Here is a 23,033-nt window from a genome sequence, read left to right as displayed (position 1 = left end):
GATTGAGCTATGCGCACGAGATGATGCGTAAACACACAAGTTTTTGACTATGTGCACAAGATGGGGCTTAAACGCACAAGTTCTTAAGCTAAGTGCACAAGCTGACTTTTAAGTGCACAAGTGGATTTCTCAAACGCACAAAACTCTTAGCATGTGTACAAGATACACTTTCAAATACTCACAATCTATATTTTTCCATCCAGCGAATCATAAAAATTGTTTTTAAACCTTCCTCAAGGCAAAATAGAATTTAGAAAGGGAGGTCATAATAATGAAATCAGAACAACAATATTTTGAAGAGTCAATGACTATGGCACAATACATGGATCAAATGACAACACATTTAAAAGAGCCGAGTTTTAAAGTGTATGAAAACTTTAATGTGAACCCAGAAGATGAAGTATTCCAACTCTTAAAAGAGCAAAAACCACATATCCTAACAATTACGGAGGATTGGTGTGGCGATGCAATGCTCAATAATCCTATCATGCGTAAAATTGCGGAAGAAGCAGGACTTGATATTCGTTGTGCTTTCCGTGATGCAGATACGGATTTAATTGACCGTCATTTAACAAATGGGGGAAGAGCTATCCCTATTTATTTATTCCTAAATGATCAAGGTGAAGTGATTGGAAAATGGGGTCCACGTGCTCCTGAACTTCAACAACTTGTCACAGAAATGCGTGCAGAATTACCTGAAAAAGATGACCCATCATTTGATGAAAAACAAAAACAAATGTATACTTCTTTGCAGGAGAAATATGTTAAAGATCCACAATGTGCTAAATGGGTTTATGAAGATATGAAGTCAGTTATTACAAATATGTTATCATAATGAAAAAATTATCATAAAATAGGATTAGAAAGTTCTCTTCTTTGTAAGGGAACTTTCCAATATTGAAAGCGTTCTTTTATACATAATTAGAAAAAATAGGATGGACGAAACTATGAAAAGAGCAAGAATCATTTATAATCCAACGTCAGGTAGAGAGGCATTTAAAAGACATTTACCAGAGGTGTTAGAAAAGCTTGAAGTTGCTGGATATGAAACATCTTGCCATGCAACTACATGTGAAGGTGATGCAAAACAAGCAGCTGCCAAAGCAGTAGAACGTGGTTTTGATATTATCATTGCTGCTGGTGGAGATGGTACGTTAAATGAAGTCGTAGCAGGGATGAGTCCTTATGAGAATCGCCCAAAACTTGGCTTAGTGCCTATGGGAACGACAAATGACTTTGCCCGTGCAGTACACATTCCAAGAAAAATTGACGAAGCAATTGATATTATTATTAAAGGAGATACAATCCCAGTCGATGTCGGATTAATAAATGACGATCGCTATTTTATTAATATTGCAGCAGGAGGACGCATAACTGAATTAACATATGAAGTGCCAAGTAAAATGAAAACTGTACTTGGGCAACTCGCTTATTATTTAAAAGGGATTGAAATGATCCCATCGATTAAAGCAACAAATATGCGTATTGAATACGATGATGAAGTATTTGAAGGCGAAGCAATGATGTTCTTATGTGGACTTACAAATTCCGTTGGTGGCTTTGAAAAAATAGCTCCTGATGCAAGTATTAATGATGGTTTGTTTACAATGATGATACTAAAAAAATGTAACATCGCAGACTTTATTAGAATTGCTTCCCTTGCATTGCGCGGAGAACATTTAAATGACCCGAACTTAATCTATAAAAAAGCAAGTGTAGTGAAAGTATCGCCGGTAGAGGATGATGCGACAATCCATATTAATTTAGATGGTGAATATGGTGGCGATGCTCCGGTGAAATTCACCAACTTAAAACGACATATTGAGGTCTTTGTTCCAATTGATGATATTCGTGAACAGGATCGAGTATAAGAGGGGGTGTACAAAAAGTCTATACTTTTTGTACACCTCTTTGCAATTTATATCTGTGACGAAAGCGTAAGCGTCAGTCACAAAGTGGACGTCTCAAATGAAATTCAGACGTCCACTTTTTTATTACCTAATTACTATTTTTCGAAATAAATGGAAAAGCTATTAGCATGTATCAGAAATTGAAAAGAGGGATACTATGCGAGATTTAATTGCACCATCAAAAAAGTTCCGACCTGAAATTGAAGGAATTCGTGCAATTGCAGCTATGCTTGTAGCAGTTTATCATATTTGGCTAGGAAAAGTTTCTGGCGGCGTTGATGTATTTTTCATTGTATCGGGATTTCTTATTACAACCTCGTTACTTGCAACAATTGAAAGGGAAGGGCGCATCCATTTAATTGAATATGTACTTGGGTTAGTAAAGCGGTTAATCCCATTAGCTTTCACAGTACTTATCGTAACATCATTGTTATCGATTCTCATCATGCCGAAAGTACAGTGGGAGCAAATTATATCTGAAATCACTGCCTCAGCTTTTTATTTTGAAAATTGGCAGTTAGCTTTTAACTCGGTCGATTATTTAGAACAAAACAATGAAGCAAGTCCTGTTCAACATTTTTGGGCGCTTTCTTTACAAGGACAGTTTTATATAACATGGCCATTTCTTATTATCGTGTCTTTTTTTATTGCACGAAAGCTTTTTAAATTACCAGAAAGAAAAACGTTATTAACTGTTCTTGGCATTTTGTTTACATTATCGATTAGTTATTCGATTTATAAAACAGCAGTTAATCAACCATGGGCTTATTTCGATACGTTTGCAAGGGTTTGGGAATTTAGCTTAGGTGGGATCGTTGCAATCCTTATTTCTATCATTCATTTAAAGAGTGTGTATAGTGTAGTAATCGGTTGGTGTGGATTAGCAATTATTTGTTTAACGGGAGTCTTGCTACCTGTTTCTACCGTATTTCCTGGCTATGCAGCACTGTTACCAACGATGGGTGTTATTTTAATCATTATTGCAGCAGAAAGTGGTCACCGCTTTGGTGTTGTGAAACTATTAGGATCGAAACCACTCGTATTTATGGGGAGTATTTCTTACGGTTTTTATCTATGGCATTGGCCGTTACTTATTTTCTATTTAGCCTATTTCAAAAAAGAAACCGTGTCATTCGGAGCAGGGTTAGTAATCTTACTATTAACCTTCATTCTTGCATACAGTTCAACCAAAGTTTTAGAAGCACCTGTACGAAAATTAAATGTAAAATACTCAAAGATAAAATTAGTATCCATTGCGACATCTTTTGCAATACCTGTTACGGCAATTATTGCTTTATGGGGTACGCAATTAACAGAGGAAAAAACCGTTTATAATTTAGAAGACTATCCCGGAGCAAATGCGTTAGCTGTTCAAATGACGGTCAAGCCAGATATTGAGCCCATTCCTTCAATGTTAGAAATAAAGGAAAATCTTCCGGAATTTTATTCTGAAGAAGATTGCGTTACTAGATCGGGGGAAAGAGTAACCAAATGTTCCTTTGGAGTAACTAAAAATCCAGAACACATAATTGCGCTTGTTGGTGGTTCGCATTCCGGACATTGGTTTCCTGCATTAATGGGATTTGCTGAGGAATTAAAATTACAAATCGACGTGTATAATCATGATGGTTGTAGGTTCTCAAATGATGATTTTAATGGTACTTTAACAGAAGCTTGTATGAAGTGGAACGATCTTGTCATTCAAGAATTGATTAAAGACAAACCGGATTTAGTATTTACCACTGCAAATTTAAATAAAAATGATATCGTTCCAGTCGGATATATTGAACAATGGGAAAAACTCGAGGGAGTGACGAAAGTTTTTGCCGTACGTGATAATCCAAGAATGAAAGAAAACGTGCCATTATGTTTAGAACGGGAAAAGGATTATATCGATTGTTCCGTTCCGCGTGAAGAAGCACTTTCTTCTGTTCTACCATGGGAAAATACTGAGGGCATCCCTCGCAATGTGTTTTTTGCAGATATGTCCGATTATTTCTGTGATGATGAAACTTGCTATTCGGTTATTGGGAACATCATTGTGTATCGCGATGCACATCATATTACGGCTGAATATGCAAGAACTCTATCTCCATTTTTAAAAGAACATATTGTCGAAGCACTAGCGGATTAGTTAAGACGCGGTATGAGCTGTCCATTCTAAATGGATGGCTTTTTCTTTTAAGATGGCGTATAAGCGTCTGATAAAAGACAAATCGCAGGAGGAGCATGAATTTAGTGACCTTCATGGGCTTGATGAAGGACAAATTGAAGGTGATGTGACCCCAAAAAGTTAGACACGAATATTTAATTAGGTTCGATCAATTGTATAAGTTAGACCACTTCCTGCCAAGCCATTTTTTCCGAAGCGTAGCGAGGAAGAAATGGCTTGGCAGGTCGCGGCTCGCTTCGCGCTCTAACGATTAAGCAGCGTATTGGGTATGAGTTCGATATTGGACTGGACTCATACCTTTTAATTTCGCCTTAATTCGTTTGTTATTATAGTACTCGATATACTTTTCTAGTTCTAATTTAAAATGCTCGATACTCTCAAACTCTTTAAGATATAAAAATTCTGATTTCATTATTCCAAAGAAATTCTCCATTACAGAATTATCGTAACAGTTCCCTTTACGAGACATACTTTGAGTAATCCCTTTCTCTTGTAACGTCTCACGGTATTGTTTCATTTGATAATGCCATCCTTGATCAGAATGCATTAGAAGTTGGTGGTCTTCAGGTAGCCGTTCTAGAGCTTGATCCAACATATCCGAGACAAGGGAATACGTCGGTCTTGGGCCGATTGTATATGTAATAATTTCTCCGTTAAATAAATCTAGAACAGGTGAGAAATAAAGTTTTTCTCCGAAAAGCTTAAACTCCGTAATATCAGTTACCCATTTCTCATTTGGTTGTTCCGCTGTAAATTCGCGATTTAAATGATTAGGCGCAATCTTACCAACAGTTCCTTTATACGAACGATATTTTTTCATTCGTACCAGACACTTCAATCCTAACTCTTTCATGATTCGTTGCACTTTTTTATGGTTGACCTTTTGCCCACGATTTCTTAATTCATCCCGAATGCGACGGTATCCATATCGCCCTTCATGTTCGTCAAAAATTGCTTTAATTTCTCTTTTTAAGTCTGCGTCTAGATCTGGTTTTCCCATTTGTTTTACGTGATAATAGTAGGTGCTTCGTGGGAGATCGGCACGCTTTAACAATTCTTTCACCGGAAATTCATGCCTTAATTCATAGACTATTTGTGCTTTGTCTTGATTGGTGATGATGTTTTGTGTTGAACTAAGGCATTCAGCTTTTTTAAATACTTAACTTCCATACGTAGTTGTTGTAACTCTGCTTGTAACTCTTCCACTGAAACTTCTGTAACTGAATCTTTATTTTTCTCGTTTATTTTTTTGTTCATGGATGACCGCTCCTTAGTCTCTAACTGAAAGGCCACCAATCCTTGTTCTTCGAGTTGATTTCTCCAATTAAAAATACTGGTAGGAGAAGCGATATTAAAAATCGCTGCAGTTTCCAATAGGGATGTGCCGTTTTCAATCATAAAGTTTAATACATCCAGTTTAAACTGTTGTGTATAACTTGTACATTGCCTAACAAATGCCTCAACCCCATTGTATTCATAACGTTTCACCCACTGATTGATTTTTCTGTAATCCATCCCCAGCTCTTTAGCAACTTCCCTATAACTCTTAGTACTATTTAAATACATCATAACAGCTTGTAATTTTTGTTCATCAGTAAATTTGGATTTAGCCATAAAAAGACACCTCAATTGTTAGTTTGCGTGTCTAACAAATTGGGTGCAGTACAGGAGAAACTGGAGTCCAGTGACCGTCATGGGCTTGATGAAGGACAAATCGAAGGAGAAACTGGAGTTTAGTGACCTTCATAGGCTTGATGAAGGACAAATCGAAGGAGAAACTGGAGTCCAGTGACGTTCATACGCGAGATGAAGGACAAATCCAAGCAGAACCAGTAGTTTAGTGACCTTCATACCCCGGAAGAAAAGGCAAATCATAAGAAAAATAAAAAATCCCTAAACAACTAAAGGACAGTTAAAAGTGCTTTCTTCATAGGATGGGTTCTGGTAATTTTATAATTCTTCTTTTAGACGAGAACAAACGCACATCATTATAGCAAAATTTTCTTTGACCATGCTACAATAGAAGAACTGAAATGGAGGACGGAACATGGCAGCACCAGTAAAGAAAAATGATCGCAAAGTTGTATATATAGAAGATTTAACTCATGATGGGAATGGCGTGGCAAAGGTAGATGGCTATCCGTTATTTATCCAAGGAGGACTGCCTGAAGAAACAGCAGAAATTCACGTCTTAAAAACCCTTAAAAATTATGGATTTGCCAAGATTGTTGACATTATAAAACCATCACCAGATCGAGTAAAAGCACCATGTATTTATTTTGGAAAATGTGGGGGATGCCAGCTTCAGCATTTATCCTATGAAGGACAATTAAAATGGAAAGAAAACATGATTCGCAATGTGATGAAACGCATCGGAAAAATTGATGCGCCGGTACATCCTGTTAAAGGAATGAAGGACCCTTGGAATTATCGTAATAAATCCCAAATTCCATTTTCCATGACGGATACAGGACCGATAGCAGGTTTTTATAAATTAAAATCCCATGAAATTGTAGATATGGAACGTTGCTTAATCCAAGTTGGAGAAGCAGATGAAATGATGGCGAATTTGAAAAAGGAACTAATGGAAATTGGTATTGTTCCTTATAATGAAGAATCCCATCAAGGAATGCTGCGCCATGTAGTCGTTCGAAAAGGGCGTGCTACTGGAGAAGTAATGATTGTACTGGTTACGAATAAACATAAGTTTCCTCAAAAGGATGCAGCCGTAGAACTAATTCGAAAACTAGTTCCAAACGTTACATCAATTGTTCAAAATATTAACATTGAAAAAACAAATGTAATTTTGGGTAATGAAACGGTTACGTTGTGGGGGAAAGATTTTATTGAAGATACGATTGGTGATGTGAGATTTGAAATTTCCGCACGTTCTTTCTATCAAGTAAACCCAGTTCAAACGGAAGTACTATATAAACAAGCGTTAGATTATGCGCAATTAACAGGTGATGAGACAGTCATTGATGCTTATTGCGGCATTGGAACAATCTCTTTATTCCTCGCACAAAAAGCGAAACAAGTGATGGGTGTTGAAATTGTGGAACAAGCCATTGAAGATGCCAAACGAAATGCAGAAATCAATGGGCTTACCAATACGTATTTTGAAGCTGGCCCAGCAGAAGAGGTTATTCCACGATGGTACGCTGACGGGAAAATGGCAGATGTATTAGTAGTTGACCCTCCCCGTAAAGGCTGTGACGAGGCATTATTGAATACTATTATTGAACAAAAACCTAAGCGCGTAGTATATGTATCCTGTAATCCTGCAACCTTAGCACGGGACTTACGCATTCTAGAAGATGGTGGATACAAGACAATGGAAGTTCAACCAGTGGACATGTTTCCTCAAACGACACACGTGGAGTGTGTTGCCTTGATGTCTAGGGTGGATAAATAAGAAGGGTTGAAGTATTGATAAAATAAGGTTTTTCAGTCATTTTGGAAAGTGTCCAGGATCTTTTTTCCAAACATCCCATTCTCCACTTAAGGTTGTCCAATAGTTACTTGGTAGAAGGTTTTCCATTTGGTCATTAGGGCAGGAAGATATGCGGGTGTGGGAAGCATTGCCTAAACAAATATAAATAATTCAAGGGTGTCTACAAAATGTAGGCACTCTTTTTATATAGATTATTTTAAAAACTAAAGGAGGAAACTTACTATGAAGGATATATGGAATTGGATACAAATTATTGTTACAGCACTAGGTGGTTTCATGGGTTGGTTTTTAGGAGGGTTAGATGCTTTTTGTATGCATTGATTATATTAGTTGTTGCTGATTATATCACAGGAATTATGTTTGTAATTGTCGATTAAGAACTATCTAGTGAAATTGGTTACCGAGGAATATTTAAAAAAGTGTTAATTTTTATATTGGTTGGTGTCGGGCATAGATTGACACTCATTTGATAGGAGATGGCAGCTTTCTTAGAACAGCGGTCATCATTATTTTTATTGTTCAAATGAAAGTATTTCTATGCTAGAAAACTTTTCACGATTAGGTTTACCAATACCAGAGAAGTTAAAAAAAGTACTTGCTCAGTTTCACAATAAAGGGGGAAATGAATCATGAAATTAAAGAAGTTATATTTAACAAAGAATGAGTGCTACAAAGCGGGAAAAAAGATTACACCAATAGGAATTATGGTTCACAGCTCAGGAGCAAACAATTCAAACTAAAAACGCTATGTTGGTCCGGATGATGGTTTACTAGGGAAAAAGCAATACAACAATCACTGGAATTAGCCAAGACCAGGATGATAGGCAGGTGTGTGTTCATACTTTTATCGGAAAGTTAAAAGATGGATCGATTGCAACATACCAAACATTACCTTGGAATCATCGCGGATGGCATGCGGGTGGAGGTGCGAATAATACACATATTGGCTTTGAAATTTGTGAAGATAATTTAACGGATAAAACTTACTTTAATAAAGTTTTTTAAAAAGCGGTTGAATTGTGCGCGTATCTTTGTAAACAATACAAATAAACTGAGAAAAATATTAGTGGTCATTATGAAGGTTATCAAAAGAAGATTGCTAGTAATCATGGTGACCCGCGTCATTGGTTTTCTAAATTTGGCACATCAATGGCTACGTTCCGAGCAGATGTGAAGAAAGAATTAGCGGAAGGAACAACAACTTCTTAACCATCAACTGGCGCTAAGAAACTGTATCGTGTGCAGATTGGTGCTTATAGTGTTAAAAAGAATGAAGACAAGCAGTTAACAAAAGCGAAGAAAGCTGGATTTAAGGATGCGTTTGTGAAGTATGAATAAATGGAAGTAACCGAGGAGAATATTATTCCTCGGTTGTATTCATTGCTTAGAATTGGTATTACTTTTGAAATCGATTTTGTATGCCCCTAAAACTCATCAAGCTTCTTTTTTACTTTTTGTTTTAATTTAAAACTAAAGCGATTTGTATGCTCATTATTTTTTACTAATAATTGATATGCTGAAATAATAGTGACAGTACGAACAGATAAAGCAAGGCCAACAGCTATCAAAAAAACAAAAATCGGATAATAAGGAACTAAGATACCCATTTCTAACTTTTTCTCCAAAGCAAAAGCTAGAAAACCTACTGCTAATAAAGAACCTCCAACTATTGTTGTTCCTAAATGTTTTCTTTTAAATCCTTCATATCTTGTTATTAATTCTTTAATATAATTTGAATCAAACAATAATACTTCTTTTTTTAGAACTGTATATTGTCCTTGATCAAAGCCTAACGTAGCAAAAGAAATAATACCTAATGTTGCGATGATAATAATTAATAGAACACCTAGAAGTGAGGTGGTTCCTAAAATAAAATATGGTTCAAACGCTAGTGCAAACAGTCCGAAGCCTATACCAACATGGTTAGCAATTTTTTTTGAACTTAATAAAAAACCTTCTGCCATTTCTCTACTAACATAATAACCATCTTCTTTATCATCATTATTTTCGGCAGACTCTTTCAATAAGTAATCAATAGATACCTCAAAGATATTCCCAATCATCAATAGTTTTTCAGTTTCGGGGAATCCTTGATTATTTTCCCATTTACTTATTGCTTGTCGAGTGGTGTTTAATTTTTCCGCTAGAGCCTCTTGAGAAAGTCCTTTCTCTTTTCGTAACTTAAGAAGTTTTTCTCCAAAATTCATTTGTTGTAGCTCCTTTCATGTTATTAACTATATTGTATAAAACATCGATATTTTTTCTATCCTATTCTAGTTGCACTTTGTCAACTTGTGGTTGCATTGTTGTTATTCCGCACGTTAAAGCTTATTTTATTAAGTCTATACAAATTATATTTAATAAATAAAACTAAAGTTTTTTTGGGAATTTCTAGTACTTCCTGGAACATATCATTAGTTTTTATATATTTTTCATATTAGCATAGGGAGAAGTTTTTTTAATCTAAAATGAAATAAAATATATGGTTACCCAACAGCAGATGCATTCAAGGAGCAGGAAGAAGGTAAAATCAAATTAGGCGGATGCGTGATATCTGAAGACAGCCCACAATATCATTGTAATAAATGTGGTAAAGAGTGGACAGCAGATGAAGCAATTGATGCAGCTTATAAAGAAATTATTGGCCTGCGAGCATCGTTTGGGGGTTATTTCGAAGGGGATTATGACGTGACGATTCATTTCCAAGATAAAAAACTCACATGGAAATATAGCTTAGACGGTGATTCGCTTGAAAAAGAATTATCAGGTAAAGATATAACAAAGTTCATCGGTGGATTAAAAATAATCGACTTACTAAATTGGAAAAGAAGGTATGAAGAACCAGATGTGCTAGATGGTACACAATGGGAAGTTGAAATCATTCGTAAAAAACGCAACGTAAGAAGAAGTGGCAGTAACAAATTCCCCGCTGAATGGGAGTCTTTTTGTGTATTGATTAGAACTATTTCAAGTTCCGAATTTGAGTAAATTCATTGATATGTTCCCATGTACATACACCAATTGTCGACATGTTCCCGCAGACGTACTAACTCATAAAAAAACGCTAGACATCAATCTTGGTGGCTCGTCCCACGTTGAGTGTGTTGTCTTGATGTCGAGGGTGGTGTAGATCACGAATAAACACCTGACTGTCATAATAAACTCTTGCTAACTTCACCACCAATTCTGTAATAATAAACATTTGCTTTTTCAGCACAAAATCCAAATAGAAACTCGGGTTTTCCTCATCGGGATCCCGAGTTTTTTCATGCCTTTTTCAATGTTTTTTCAATACAGTTATGTTCCTAAACCATTGGTATTACTGGGTTTATTCAATATGCCAATCAATATAATCCCAATAATAAATCAATACTCATTCAATACTTTTCTCTTTTCTCTTGATCTCTTATCTCCATTACTTTCTTCTCTCTATTATGTCAGAACTTTATTCCATCTCCCCAAAAACCATGAAAAAACAGCCGAAAAAGGGCCGAAAAACGGTCATTTTTGAACCGAAAAACCTTCAAAATGGGGGTTCCGTAGCAAAACTTTATTTTAACTCGAACGGTGGAATGCGGGTTGGAGGGATGGGGTTTAGCAAATGATTATTCTTATGGTACAGAAATTGTAGATCAATAATAAACTCTTAGCAACCATAATAAACTCTTGCTAATCTCAACGCCAATTCTGTAATAATAAACAATTGCTTTTCTAATACAAAATCCAATAAATTCTCGGATAACAGATGAAAGAGAGGGGAGAAAAGAGTTCGATTTCTTTCCTCTCTTTTTTGTTCTAACCCTTGCCATCATTGGGTTTATCCAATATCGCACTCAATAGCAAATCAATACTTATCCAATATTTTATCCTTATTCTGGACCTCTTATCTCCATTATTTTTCTTTGTTTTGTTCGCAAAACTCTATTATGACTCCGAAAAAACCATGAAAAAACGGCCGAAAAAGGCCCGAAAAACGACCGATTTTAATCCAAAATTGGATAAAATTAAGGGGTCTGTAGCAAAACTTTATTATGACTCGAACGGTGGAATGCGGGTTGGAGGGGTGGGGTTTAACAGGAGTTTATTATGGTTGTATATAGTAGAAAAATAAATGAAGTTGCGTTTGTAATATTTCATCTATAATATGGGAATTAGGAGTTAAGAGGAAAGAAAACACAATGTAGAAGTCACTTATTGGATAAAAAGTCTCTCAATTATTCGAGAGACTTTTTACTTTAGTTATTCACAGTATTTTTTACTGAAGTGAGCGTTAGAAAGTAATAACCAAGATAAATGATAAAATACACTAGAATGGTTATAACAATTGGAATAGTTAAGTTCATTCCTATTAATACAGAAAAAATGTTTGAAGCTATTTGTAATATTACAATCCCATGAATAATACCAATTATGAGTGGCAATCCAAACACAAAAATAATTTGCTTTCTTATAGTAGCATTTAATTCTTTCTTACTTACTCCAATTTTGCGTAAAACTTCATAACGGCTTCTATCATCGTGAGCTTCCGTTAATTGTTTGAAATATATAATGCTGCCAGTTGCCGCAAGAAAAACAAGTCCTAAAAATCCTAAAATAAATAAGTTTAATCCACCAGATTCTAACCCTTTTCTATATATATTGTAAAAGGTGGTTAATTGCATATCTTCACTTGCTATTTTTTGTATTTGAACAGTAGTATCCTTTGTTGATTTTTCATTTGCAACTTCATATGCTTTAATGGTTACGGGAGTTATTTGGGTTGCAATTTCAGAGAAAAGTTGGTTACTAACTACAATGTTGAAGTCTGGATAATTCCAAGGAATAATTCTATCTTCTAACATTGAGCTAAATGCTAACTCAATTTCTTTGTTAGGTAATTGTAATGTAATTGTGTGTTCTTCATAATCAGCGGAAGTATATTCAGTTAAGAGTGGCTGTATGCCAATCGTTTGATTGCCAGATAGTTGAATATTACTTTCCCTATCTAACATCCTTAATGCTTCATTATACGTGTTTTCAGATATTATTTTAATCGGGCCTTCTTCTAAATAATCTTGAAGTAATGGGTTCGAAACTTCACCGTTTAAGTTAATAACAGGGATATCTATTTGCCCATTAATCGGGTGTTCTGTATCTGATTGGATGGTTTTTTCTATATGTTTATCGACAGATTCATCCAAAGAAATATGCATATAGCTGAATGGAGCCTCTTTTTCTGCCTGTTTTTCATTCGTATAATAAAAGCTGTAACCGACAGATATAGCACTTATTGTAACGGCACTAAGTAATGCTATAATAGTAAGCGTACGAGCATTGCCATTAATACGATAAAGTAGCTGAGAGATTCCAACTAAATTTGTCCCATTATAATAAATTGTTTTTTTCTTTTGTAGTTGTCTTAGTATATAAATGGTTAAGAATCTAAATAGTAAATACGTACCTACCACGATACTAATTAAATATAATCCAAGGTTTACAAGCAATTGTACATCTGAAGTTGGTGATTGAAATCCAATCCAATAACTAAAACCAATTAAAATGATTGAAGTTATTGCAGCTATAAAAGATGTTCTAGGTGCATGTTCTCCTTCCTTTTCTGCCCGAAATAACTCGATTAATTTAAAACGATAGATCAAACGATAAGCATTAAAGGATGTAAATAAGGAGATAATCATAAAGACAATAATTGTATTGAGAATTGCTTCAATGGATACTTCAAAGCTAACTTCAACTGGTGTATCCAACAATCTAAGCACAATCATGGTGAACAGTTTCGATAGTATGGTTCCGAGTATAACTCCGATTATAATCGCTATACCACCCATGATTATATTTTCATAAAAAAGCATTTTACCGATTGTTTTTTTCCTTAAACCTAAAAGGGAATATAATCCTACTTCTCTCTTTCGTTTTTTTGTAAAGAATGAATTTGAATAAAGAATAAATATTGCCACAAATAATATTAGTACAACGGAACCAGCAATAAAGATATTAAGTAAACTATTTTCTGATTCAATGGCCATTTGTACTTCCGGGCTGTATTGCAAGGATACAAATGTATAGTAAATAACAACACTGAATACCATTGATATAAAATAGAGTAAGTAACTTTTAAAGTTCCCAATAACGTTTTTTTTCGCTAAATTAAATAGAGTCACTTTGTCCACCCCCAAGTGCAGAGAGTACATCTAAAACTTTTTGGAAAAATTCTTTACGAGAACCCTTTCCTTTGACAAGTTCTGTAAACATTTTGCCATCTTTAATGAAAATCACTCTATCACAGTAGCTCGCAGCGAATGCGTCATGGGTGACTAGAAGGATAGTTGCTTTATCTACCTCACTTAATCCTTTTAAACTCTCCAACAAATCTGTTGCTGATTTAGAATCCAATGCACCAGTAGGTTCATCTGCTAAAAGTAAGCTCGGTTTTGATATGATTGCACGTGAAGCAGCTGTACGCTGCTTTTGGCCACCAGAAATTTGATATGGATATTTGTCTAATATCGGACTTATCCCAAACTTATTTGCTACTTCAAGTACTCTATGCTCTAATTCATTCGGATCTACTTTGGCTAATGCTAAGGGCAATATGATATTTTCTTTAACCGTTAATGTATCTAGCAAATTATAATCTTGGAAAATAAAACCAAGTTTATCACGACGAAAGGCTGCTAATTGTTCCTCATTCATATTTACAATACTTGTCCCATCAATATTAATGTCACCAGAAGTCGGTTGATCAATAGTTGCTAAAACATTAAGAAGTGTTGATTTGCCAGCACCAGAAGGACCCATAATACCTACAAATTCACCCTCCTGTACCTCTAAATCTATATTATCTAATGCAGTAAACACATTTCCTTTTGTTCCGTATACTTTTTTTATATTCTTCGCATTTACGATTGTTCTCATTTATTTTCGATCCTCCATAAAAATCAATTACTTTCATGTTTTTTATTCTACCGTAAGTAACTATTATTTAACCTTACAGTTTTACCTTGCAACCTTACGATTTTGAAAGAATGGTACAAAAATACGAAGTATAATACTAATATTAGTATTATGAAATGATATCTTATATAAATGCCATACTTATACTAACTAATTAATGGAGTGTTAAAAATGAAAGTTATGATTATTGAAGATGATCAAGTAATAAGAGAACTTTTGGGAGAGTCCCTTAAAAAATGGAATTATGATGTTGTAATGTTAAATTCATTTGAAAATGTATTGGAAGATTTCCTTAGTGAACAGCCAACTATTTTATTGCTGGATATTAACTTGCCTTTATTTGATGGATTTTACTGGTGTAATAAAATTAGGGGAGTTTCGAAAGTTCCTATTATATTTATTTCTTCTAGGGACTCACCTATGGATATGATAATGGCGATGAACATGGGCGGTGATGATTTTATTCAAAAACCTTTTGATATGGAAGTGCTTATGGCTAAAATTAATGCCCTTTTACGTCGCTCGTATTCCTATAGTGAAACACAATCAAACGTACTAGAGCATAATGAGGTTAAATTAAATTTGAATGACTGGGATATCTATTGTGGGGACGAAAAAGCAGAGCTAACAAAAACAGAGTTTGTCATTCTACATCTTCTTATGAAGAATGCAGGAAGTATTGTTAGCCGAAATAAAATCATGCGTACTCTTTGGAAAAATGAACATTTCATTGATGACAATACTTTATCCGTCAATATTACCCGTTTACGAAAAAAGTTATCTCAATTGGGTAAAGAGAACTTTATTACCACAAAAAAAGGAGAAGGATACTTAATAAAATGAATTTCTTAAAATACATAAATGATAAACGTTACTTTCTGTGTTTTTACTTGAGTTTAATGTTATTTATTTCTTTAATCTTACTGGTAAGTGTCGAACCGAAAGATGTATGGAGCAATATTGTTTACATTAATATTAGTTGTTTGTTTTTGGCAATTCTATATATTATAATCGGTTATTTTTACCACATGAATTTTTATAAAAAAATAGAGGGAATTATTAATAGTTCTCAAGAAGATGTTCTTACGTTATTACCTAACGCACAGAACCATGAGCAAAAGCTGTATCTTGATCTTTTCGAAAAAATAATGAATGTTCAAGACAAACAATTGCAATCGTTATATGACCAGAAAAGAGATCATGAAGAGTATATTATGTCATGGGTTCATGAAATAAAATTACCCATAACCTCTAGTCGCTTGCTTATCGATAACTTCGAGGGGAAAACAGTGGATTATATTGTTAATAAATTTGAAGACGAACTAGATAAAATAGATGACTATGTGGAACAAGCACTTTATTACTCCCGTGTAGATTCATTTGCTAATGATTACTTCGTTACAGAAATTGATTTAAACCAGATAATAAAAAATAGTGTCAAAAAATACTCGAAAATTTTTATTAACAGTCAGATCAGCTTAAATATGGATCATAATCGTGAAAAATTTGTGCATAGTGATAAAAAATGGCTCGGATTTATAATGGACCAACTAATAACGAACTCGTTAAAGTACACAGATAATGGTGGAAATATTTCCATCCATTTTGAAGAAGACGATAAAGAAAAACGATTGTTTATTCAAGATAATGGAATTGGAATAAAAGTTGAAGATATAAATCGAGTATTTGAAAGAGGTTTTACAGGCTCCATTGGAAGGAACCATAGTAAATCAACTGGGATGGGACTGTATCTTGCTAAAAAACTAGCTAATAAGTTAGGACATGATCTTTCAGTTGATTCTATAGAAGGTGAATTGACCAAGGTTATTATACATTTTCCGAAAATAAGAAATTACTATAACATGTGATTTTACGATTTTTGCTCCTAGTACACTTTCATAAAATGATTCTGATTGTTGAGTTCTTACTATTGTAGGAATTTCCTGTAATTTATGCTTCTTAAACTCTTCTCTCTACTATGTCTAACTAAAATAAACTCTTGGCAGTCATAATAAACTCTTGCTAACTTCACCACCAATTCTGTAATAATAAACATTTGCTTTTTCAATACAAAATCCAATGAATTCTCGGATAACAGATGAAAGAGAGGGGAGAAAAGAGTTCGATTTCTTTCCTCTCTTTTTTGTTCTAACCCTTGCCATCATTGGGTTTATCCAATATCGCACTCAATAGCAAATCAATACTTATCCAATATTTTATCCTTATTCTGGACCTCTTATCTCCATTATTTTTCTTTGTTTTGTTCGCAAAACTCTATTATGACTCCGAAAAAACCATGAAAAAACGGCCGAAAAAGGCCCGAAAAACGACCGATTTTAATCCAAAATTGGATAAAAATGAGGGGGGTGTAGCAAAACTTTATTATGACTCGAACGGTGGAATGCGGGTTGGAGGGGTGGGGTTTTAGCAGATGATTATTCTTATGGTACAGGTGGAGAAATATGACTAAACAAAATACTGATAAATAAAGGGTTTCCTGACATTGAACTTTTCCCACCGCTACTTTGCCGAGGATGTTAATGTCGGGAAACCCTTATTTTTATTTTTAGAGGAAATATATCAACTCTCCTTAAAGTGATAGGGTTGAGTTGATAGATTATATAACTTCGTGGGGTTGTGGAGATAGAATAGATGTAAATTTGTGAGCCATCAAGATTAGCAGAATTTTAGAATAAATAATATATATTTTATTATATTGAGAAACGAATAGCGTTATGATATAATGGTAAATGTTAATTTATAGCGATAATCGTTATTTTATACCCCTGAGGTGATATCTTTGATTAGAATAAAATTATCTGAACTATTAGGTAAAAACAAAATGACTAGAAAAGCACTTGCTGAGTTGGTTGGTGTGCGGCCAAACACTATCGGTGATTTGTACCACGAGAAAGTCAAAAGGGTCGATTTGGAATTGCTTAATAATATTTGTAGGGTTCTCGACTGCGACCTAAGTGATTTACTAGAATATCAACCAGACGAAGTAAAAGAAGAATAGCACAACTAGAAAAGGTGATAAGATGAGATATTTAGGCAGCAAAGCAAAATTGCTGAATACTATAGAAGGTATTATTGAAAAGTATGACATTGATGGATATACGTTTGGAGATTTATTTGCAGGAACTAGCTGTGTCGGAGAACAAAAATTATTGAACAGTATCTTAACATAAAGGAAGTAATGCAAACCTATATATCAAATTGATTGTTGATAAGGGGGGAGTGCCTTGGCGGGTAATCGTTCATTTAAAGATTATGTGGCAGAAAGATTCTATAATGAGATGTTTGCTACCGTACAAAGTTACATCTCAGATAATTACGACAACCTAGACTTACGGTTATACAGAGTTCAAAACATTGGCGGCATAGAATTGTCAGATGTAGAAGTTAAGTTTGTGTCAGTTAATGACTTACCGGACATGAAAATAGAATTTGATGTTGCTATTGAAGCTGAATTTGAAGTCCGAGAGTCAGATTATCACTATGATGAATCAGAAAATTGCCGGCAATGGTTTATGCTGGAATGCTCAGGAGATTTAAATTACAATTTGGATGATTTTGCAATCTCCAGTATAACTGAGTATACTAGCAAAAATAAGCAGCCAAAACCTATGTCGGACTCCCTTGTTCCTATCATTCATAAGGAACAACTAGAATCTGTTGCTACAGACTTCCTTAGAAGACATTACCCTGAAGCATTAAAAACTCCAATGGCAGTTGAGCCGCAAGTGTTAGCAGAAAAAATGGGCCTTACAGTAGAAATGCGAGAGATTACAAAGGATTTCTCTGTTTTTGGGCAGATATACTTTCACGACTGTGATTCAGAGTTTTATGATGAAGACAGCGATGAAATGGTACAAACCCGTGTAAATGCTCGTACAATAATTGTGGACCCAAAAGCTTACTTTCTTCGTAACCTAGGATCAGTCAATAATACTATTGTACATGAGTGTGTTCATTGGGATCAACATAGAAAAGCATTTGAATTGGAGCGGTTATATAACAGCAGTGCCACACGAATCAAGTGTCAAGTAGTCGGAGGTATAAAAGACAATACCAGAGATGCAACTGACTGGATGGAATGGCAGGCGAATGCCCTCGCTCCAAAGATACAAATGCCCCTTGCCATGTTTAAAACCCAAGCGTTCAAATTTATTAAGCAATTCCGTTCAGAACTGGGAACATCTGAACTTATAGATGTAATGGAGCCAGTTATTGACGCCTTAGCAACGTTCTTCAGCGTATCTCGGACAGCAGCTAAAATTCGAATGATTGATGCTGGATATGAGGAAGCAATCGGAACTTTTACTTACATAGATGGTCGCTACGTCAAGCCTCACAGATTTAAGAAGGGTGCGCTTGAAAGAAATCAGACCTTTTCTATAGGCGCAGAGGATGCTGCCATCCAAAGCATAACCAATCCAGAAATGGCCGCTTTAGTTAGGGACGGAAGTTATATATATGTAGATTCCCACTTTGTTTTAAACCATCCAAAATATATAACACAGGATATATTTGGACATACCGTACTTACTGACTATGCACGAACCCATATGGAAGAGTGCTGCTTGGTTTTCGAGTTATCAGTCAAATCCGGGTGTAAGGAAAGATACTATACTGAATGTTTCCTCAATCGTGATAAGACATCGAATATTGATTTTGATATAAAATATTGTAATGGTTTTGAGTATGCTGCTCCAGAAAAGAAGGCCCAATTACTAGCCGAAACAATAGCTGAAGAAATGCGAATCTATAATGAATTGCCAAATAGTTATACCAGCTCTCTCAAAATAGTACGTGAGTGGAAAAAAGTAACTTATAAAGAATTAGCAGAGAAAATATTGGTCAACGAGCGTACCATAAGACGAATCGTTAATGGTGAGGAACCGGGATCGATTAATTCCATAGTATTAATCTGCCTTGGACTTCATCTACCGCCAAATATTAGCAGTCATATAATTCGCAACTCACCATTTTCATTGAACTTCAATAACAATAGTCATATTTGGTATAACTTTGCATTGACTCATCTATATGCAAAATCGATGGATGAGATTAGAACGTTTTTACAGGAACATGGCGCAGAGCCATTATAAAATTCAATAATATTTTTGAAAAAGCGGACACAGGATGTCCGTTTTTTAGTTATTAAATAAGTAAGCCATGCATGAATCCTTTTAAGGGTTTGTGAATGGCTTTTTTTATTGTTCTTTTTAGGTGTTTTTGTTGAGAAATGTGTCATTTTGAGCCTGAAATTAACGGGCATGAGGTGTCCGCCAAGGCTGTCCAATTCTCACCTACAATAATGATAGATGAAGGAAAGGTCCTTCGTAGTTAGCAAGAATTAGACCATTCCTCGTCTACAAAAAAATATCAAATGCCTGATTTGCAATAAGGGCAAAGGATACATATTGCAACGTTTCAGTCCGTTTAGGATTGTTATGCGTTGCAATAGAAGTACCTTACCTTGTTGCGCTCATTTTCAGGACAAAGGGTCTGTGTACTTCGAGGCACAGACCTATTTTTGTATCCTTTGCCGCCAATGCAGTCCGGCGGAAAGGATGCAAAATGAAAATTAGAATTCAACACGAAAACAAATCTATCTACCTAGAGGTACCAGACGAGGACTTCACTTTAATGATTGATGCAGATTACGAGGACAGGCTATCTTCTGTTGAGGACAAGGAAACTGTAACACGCCGTTCCCCACAGGAGATTATGGACGAGCGTTTCAACAAACCCGAGTACAATAACTGGCATAAATTTGATAGGCACAGAGGGATGCCAAAGAAACCATTCCGCAAGGATGATGAATCCGAAGATGCTACGGACCATATGGACTATTTCCCTGATAACACCGATGAAGTGATTCGAGAGAAACAAGTAGAGTATGAATACCTCTGTGAAATTATCCGCAAGACCCTCAAGGAAAAACAAGCAGAGTTATTGATTGCTATATTCCTAGATGGTGTTTCTGTAACAGAGTATGCAGAGCGTGAGGGTGTTAGTAAAAGTGCCATTTCACATCGTTTAGATACAGCTAAGAAGAATTTCAAAAAAGTTTTTCCAGAATCCTCAACTTTCCCCTCTTGCCACGGCTAATAGGTAGAGGGCAGCACATAAAGGCTCTCGGAAAGAGGTGAAGAACATGAAACACAACTTAAAAATCAGTGTTTCAAAAACTCCACAATCTGGCGGGATTGTTTCCTGTCGTAATGTCACCATAAGGGAGCGTCTCCTCCGTTTCTTACTTGGTGATAAGCAGAAACTGACTATCCTTGTTCCAGGTGACACCGTACAGGAACTCGCCATTAGTGAGATTAAGGAGGGAGGATTAAACCATGAGCAAAATCAAACTACTTCTTGATGTGGTTTCTGATATGCGTTCTTTGGCGGACAGTATACAAGCGGTTGCTGATGTAATGGCCGGCAATGAACCTGTGGAAACAAAAGAACCGACTACAACCGTAAAAGAATCTGCGCCAAAGAAAAAGGAAATCACTCTGGAGGAAGTCAGAGCAAAACTTGCTGAAAAAAGTCAGGTTGGCCTTACTGCCCAAGTGAGGGAAATCATCCAAAAATACGGTGGCTCTAAATTAAGCGAAGTTGACCCAAAACATTATGCAGATATGTTGGAATGTCAACACTAAACTGGACAAAAATTATAGGGACTGTTGCTTGAATTCCACAGGCGTTAAATAGCCGAGTGTTCCGTGAATTCGTAGGTTGTTGAACCAGTGTACGTAATCCCCAAGTTCAAGAGCCAGCTGTTCAAGAGAGGTGAAGTGGGCTTGATTAGCGAATTCTGTTTTAACTACTTTAAATGTCGCTTCAGCCACGGCATTATCGTAAGGGCATCCCTTCATGCTCAGTGATCGCTGGATTCCGAATGTTTCAAGTGCCTCTGAAATCAGTTTATTATCAAACTCTTTTCCTCGGTCTGTGTGAAACATTTTGACGTCATTTAGATTGACCTTGATGCTTGCAATGGCTTGATGCACAAGCTCTGCCGTTTTATTTTCACCAGCACTATAACCGATGATTTCACGGTTGAACAAATCGACAAATAGGCATACATAGTGCCACTTTTTTCCGACACGAACGTATGTTAAATCACTGACAATCACCGCTAATGGTTCATCCTGTTTAAATTGACGCTGTAATTCATTCTTGACTGGAGCTTCGTTACAGCTTGATTTATGTGGCTTAAATTGCGCCACTGTATAGGTTGAAACGAGCCCGAGTTCATTCATAATGCGACCAATTCGACGACGAGAAACGTGTTTTGGCTCAGGCAATTTCGCTAATTCTTTCTTGATTTTACGTGTGCCGTAATTATTGCGACTTTCTTTGAAAATACGCGCAACTTCCTTTGAAATCACCTTATCTTCAGCCTTTTTCGCACGTTGACTAGATAGATCGGCATGATAATAATACGTACTTGTTGGAATCTCGAGGACGGCACACATTGCTGATACCGAATACTTGTGAGCGTTATTACGAATCACACTTATTTTCGTCCCATGATCAGCGCCGCTTGCTTTAAAATATCGACTTCCATTAGTAAGCGTTGGTTTTCTTTACGTAATCGAGCGAGCTCATTCTCTTCTTCAGAACGATTGTCTTTCGCAGCGAATGAACCTGTTTCCTGGTGGTTTTTAATCCAGCGATCTAGCGCAGAAGGAGTAATATCATATTCTCGCGCAATCTCCGCACGAGGCTTACCATTTTCATAAAGCTTCACTAATTGCAGTTTAAATTCGGGTGTAAATGTTCGACGTTGACGTGACATTGTTGCACGCTCCCTTAAGTTATTAGTCTAAGTTTACAACCCCTTATTTTATCTGTCCAACTTAGTGTAGCCTATTCATGATGATGGGAGAGTGGGTAGCAATAATAAATTGCGAATTTTGACGGACTAATTCATGAATGTGGGCTAACATGGATAGTTGTCTAAGAGGGGATAGGGCGGCCTCTGGTTCATCTAATAGATAAATGCCATTTCCCCCAAAACGATTTATAAATGTTGCCCAAAAGGATTCCCCATGCGATTGCTTATGAAGCGACACTCCCCCAAAGGAATCAATCACTCGTGGTCCTGGAGCTGGTTCGCTGTCTAATGCTTCGATGTTGGAAGCCACATTATAAAAGGTCTCTGCCCGTAGAAAAAATCCATCTCTTGGTTTTTGAAATCCCCTTATTAATTTTATATACCTTTCCAATGAAGAATGAGAATCATAGGTTGAAAAGTTAAAATTGAAAGTACCACCCTCTGGATTAAATCCAGTATTAATCGCAATGGCTTCTAATAACGTTGATTTGCCCATCCCGTTTTCGCCAATAAAATAAGTGACATTTGGATGAAAGGATAGTTCATCCAAAGTCTTTATGCTTGGTAAACGAAAGGGGTAGTTCTCAAAGGAAGTTATGCTGTCACGTTCCAGTCTTAAACCCCTCAAATATTGATGTTCATTTGAATTTTCCACAAGAAATACCTCCGTATTTATGTTTTTGTTTCCTTTTTAAA

At 35.8% G+C, this 23,033-nt stretch carries 21 protein-coding genes and 2 pseudogenes; 17 read left to right on the top strand and 6 right to left on the bottom strand.

What is annotated here, in order from left to right; genetic code table 11:
• Positions 1-271 precede the first annotated feature (271 nt).
• The 3 genes from NKR20_RS15655 to NKR20_RS15645 all read left to right on the top strand — a co-directional run bounded on the left by NKR20_RS15655 (position 272) and on the right by NKR20_RS15645 (position 4,044).
• A complete protein-coding gene (locus NKR20_RS15655) occupies positions 272-835 on the top strand; it encodes a thioredoxin family protein (RefSeq protein WP_253427445.1) in 564 nt (187 codons plus the stop codon).
• Between the two features lie 112 nt (positions 836-947).
• Positions 948-1,871, top strand: coding sequence for a diacylglycerol kinase (locus NKR20_RS15650; RefSeq protein ID WP_121214623.1), 924 nt, complete (start codon positions 948-950; stop codon positions 1,869-1,871).
• A 196-nt stretch (positions 1,872-2,067) separates the two neighbouring features.
• Positions 2,068-4,044, top strand: coding sequence for an acyltransferase family protein (locus tag NKR20_RS15645; protein ID WP_253427443.1), 1,977 nt, complete (start codon positions 2,068-2,070; stop codon positions 4,042-4,044).
• A gap of 289 nt (positions 4,045-4,333) precedes the next feature.
• On the opposite strand, the gene NKR20_RS15640 is transcribed toward NKR20_RS15645, so the two are convergent.
• A protein-coding gene (locus tag NKR20_RS15640; RefSeq protein ID WP_253427441.1) for an IS3 family transposase occupies positions 4,334-5,697 on the bottom strand; the annotation gives its coding sequence in 2 pieces (ribosomal slippage) (positions 4,334-5,229 and positions 5,229-5,697; 1,365 coding nt in all).
• Positions 5,698-6,130: 433 nt separating this feature from the next.
• On the opposite strand from NKR20_RS15640, the gene rlmD reads away from it, so the two are divergent.
• From rlmD to NKR20_RS15620, 5 genes and pseudogenes are all read left to right on the top strand, one after another.
• Positions 6,131-7,498, top strand: a complete 1,368-nt coding sequence (gene rlmD / locus NKR20_RS15635; RefSeq protein ID WP_253427438.1) for a 23S rRNA (uracil(1939)-C(5))-methyltransferase RlmD — start codon at positions 6,131-6,133, stop codon at positions 7,496-7,498.
• A 431-nt stretch (positions 7,499-7,929) separates the two neighbouring features.
• Positions 7,930-8,007, top strand: a complete 78-nt coding sequence (locus NKR20_RS19615; protein WP_472926697.1) for a hypothetical protein — start codon at positions 7,930-7,932, stop codon at positions 8,005-8,007.
• A 49-nt stretch (positions 8,008-8,056) separates the two neighbouring features.
• Positions 8,057-8,170: pseudogene (locus NKR20_RS19610) on the top strand (phage holin family protein); the annotation flags it as partial.
• Between the two features lie 195 nt (positions 8,171-8,365).
• A complete protein-coding gene (locus NKR20_RS15625; protein WP_253427436.1) occupies positions 8,366-8,542 on the top strand; it encodes a peptidoglycan recognition protein family protein in 177 nt (58 codons plus the stop codon).
• A gap of 234 nt (positions 8,543-8,776) precedes the next feature.
• Entirely contained in the window at positions 8,777-8,875 is a 99-nt protein-coding gene (locus NKR20_RS15620; RefSeq protein ID WP_253427434.1) for a hypothetical protein, read from the top strand.
• Positions 8,876-8,961: 86 nt separating this feature from the next.
• On the opposite strand, the gene NKR20_RS15615 is transcribed toward NKR20_RS15620, so the two are convergent.
• Positions 8,962-9,744, bottom strand: a complete 783-nt coding sequence (locus tag NKR20_RS15615; RefSeq protein WP_253427433.1) for a helix-turn-helix domain-containing protein — start codon at positions 9,742-9,744, stop codon at positions 8,962-8,964.
• Positions 9,745-10,084: 340 nt separating this feature from the next.
• Between NKR20_RS15615 and NKR20_RS15610 the strand changes: the two genes are divergently transcribed.
• Positions 10,085-10,525, top strand: a complete 441-nt coding sequence (locus tag NKR20_RS15610) for a hypothetical protein (RefSeq protein ID WP_253427431.1) — start codon at positions 10,085-10,087, stop codon at positions 10,523-10,525.
• Between the two features lie 1,247 nt (positions 10,526-11,772).
• On the opposite strand, the gene NKR20_RS15605 is transcribed toward NKR20_RS15610, so the two are convergent.
• Both NKR20_RS15605 and NKR20_RS15600 read right to left on the bottom strand, forming a co-directional pair.
• Positions 11,773-13,695: an FtsX-like permease family protein gene (locus NKR20_RS15605; RefSeq protein WP_026562880.1), complete on the bottom strand. Its 1,923-nt coding sequence runs from the start codon at positions 13,693-13,695 to the stop codon at positions 11,773-11,775.
• Complete coding sequence (locus NKR20_RS15600) at positions 13,682-14,449, bottom strand: ABC transporter ATP-binding protein (RefSeq protein ID WP_026562879.1); 768 nt, start codon at positions 14,447-14,449, stop codon at positions 13,682-13,684. The genes NKR20_RS15605 and NKR20_RS15600 overlap by 14 nt, the downstream gene beginning before the upstream one ends.
• A gap of 210 nt (positions 14,450-14,659) precedes the next feature.
• On the opposite strand from NKR20_RS15600, the gene NKR20_RS15595 reads away from it, so the two are divergent.
• From NKR20_RS15595 to NKR20_RS15565, 8 genes are all read left to right on the top strand, one after another.
• Positions 14,660-15,331, top strand: a complete 672-nt coding sequence (locus NKR20_RS15595; protein WP_026562878.1) for a response regulator transcription factor — start codon at positions 14,660-14,662, stop codon at positions 15,329-15,331.
• Positions 15,328-16,356 carry a sensor histidine kinase gene (locus tag NKR20_RS15590; protein WP_026562877.1) on the top strand — a complete coding sequence of 343 codons (1,029 nt, stop codon included), beginning with the start codon at positions 15,328-15,330 and terminating at the stop codon, positions 16,354-16,356. Before NKR20_RS15595 ends, NKR20_RS15590 begins: the two co-directional genes overlap by 4 nt.
• A gap of 923 nt (positions 16,357-17,279) precedes the next feature.
• Positions 17,280-17,507, top strand: a complete 228-nt coding sequence (locus NKR20_RS19555) for a helix-turn-helix domain-containing protein (RefSeq protein ID WP_353579897.1) — start codon at positions 17,280-17,282, stop codon at positions 17,505-17,507.
• A gap of 22 nt (positions 17,508-17,529) precedes the next feature.
• Positions 17,530-17,679: a DNA adenine methylase gene (locus NKR20_RS15585; RefSeq protein ID WP_147716690.1), complete on the top strand. Its 150-nt coding sequence runs from the start codon at positions 17,530-17,532 to the stop codon at positions 17,677-17,679.
• A gap of 54 nt (positions 17,680-17,733) precedes the next feature.
• Positions 17,734-19,602: a helix-turn-helix domain-containing protein gene (locus NKR20_RS15580; protein WP_253427427.1), complete on the top strand. Its 1,869-nt coding sequence runs from the start codon at positions 17,734-17,736 to the stop codon at positions 19,600-19,602.
• 541 nt (positions 19,603-20,143) lie between these two features.
• Positions 20,144-20,608, top strand: a complete 465-nt coding sequence (locus tag NKR20_RS15575) for an ECF-type sigma factor (RefSeq protein ID WP_253427425.1) — start codon at positions 20,144-20,146, stop codon at positions 20,606-20,608.
• A 46-nt stretch (positions 20,609-20,654) separates the two neighbouring features.
• Positions 20,655-20,873 (top strand): hypothetical protein, encoded by a 219-nt coding sequence (locus NKR20_RS15570; protein WP_026561416.1) that lies wholly within the window; start codon positions 20,655-20,657, stop codon positions 20,871-20,873.
• On the top strand, positions 20,848-21,156 hold the full coding sequence (locus NKR20_RS15565) for an rRNA biogenesis protein rrp5 (protein WP_253427423.1): 309 nt from the start codon (positions 20,848-20,850) through the stop codon (positions 21,154-21,156). Before NKR20_RS15570 ends, NKR20_RS15565 begins: the two co-directional genes overlap by 26 nt.
• Before the next feature lie 12 nt (positions 21,157-21,168).
• Here NKR20_RS15565 and NKR20_RS15560 read toward each other — a convergent pair.
• Both NKR20_RS15560 and NKR20_RS15555 read right to left on the bottom strand, forming a co-directional pair.
• A protein-coding gene (locus NKR20_RS15560; protein WP_253427421.1) for an IS3 family transposase occupies positions 21,169-22,298 on the bottom strand; the annotation gives its coding sequence in 2 pieces (ribosomal slippage) (positions 21,169-22,052 and positions 22,052-22,298; 1,131 coding nt in all).
• A 76-nt stretch (positions 22,299-22,374) separates the two neighbouring features.
• Positions 22,375-22,992: pseudogene (locus NKR20_RS15555) on the bottom strand (AAA family ATPase); the annotation flags it as partial.
• Positions 22,993-23,033 lie beyond the last annotated feature (41 nt).

The organism is Ureibacillus endophyticus (assembly GCF_024159215.1).
GTDB classification, from domain to species: domain Bacteria; phylum Bacillota; class Bacilli; order Bacillales_A; family Planococcaceae; genus Ureibacillus; species Ureibacillus endophyticus.
The sequence above is the reverse complement of the archived record's forward strand: the minus strand, read 5'-3'. Positions and strand labels throughout refer to the sequence as shown.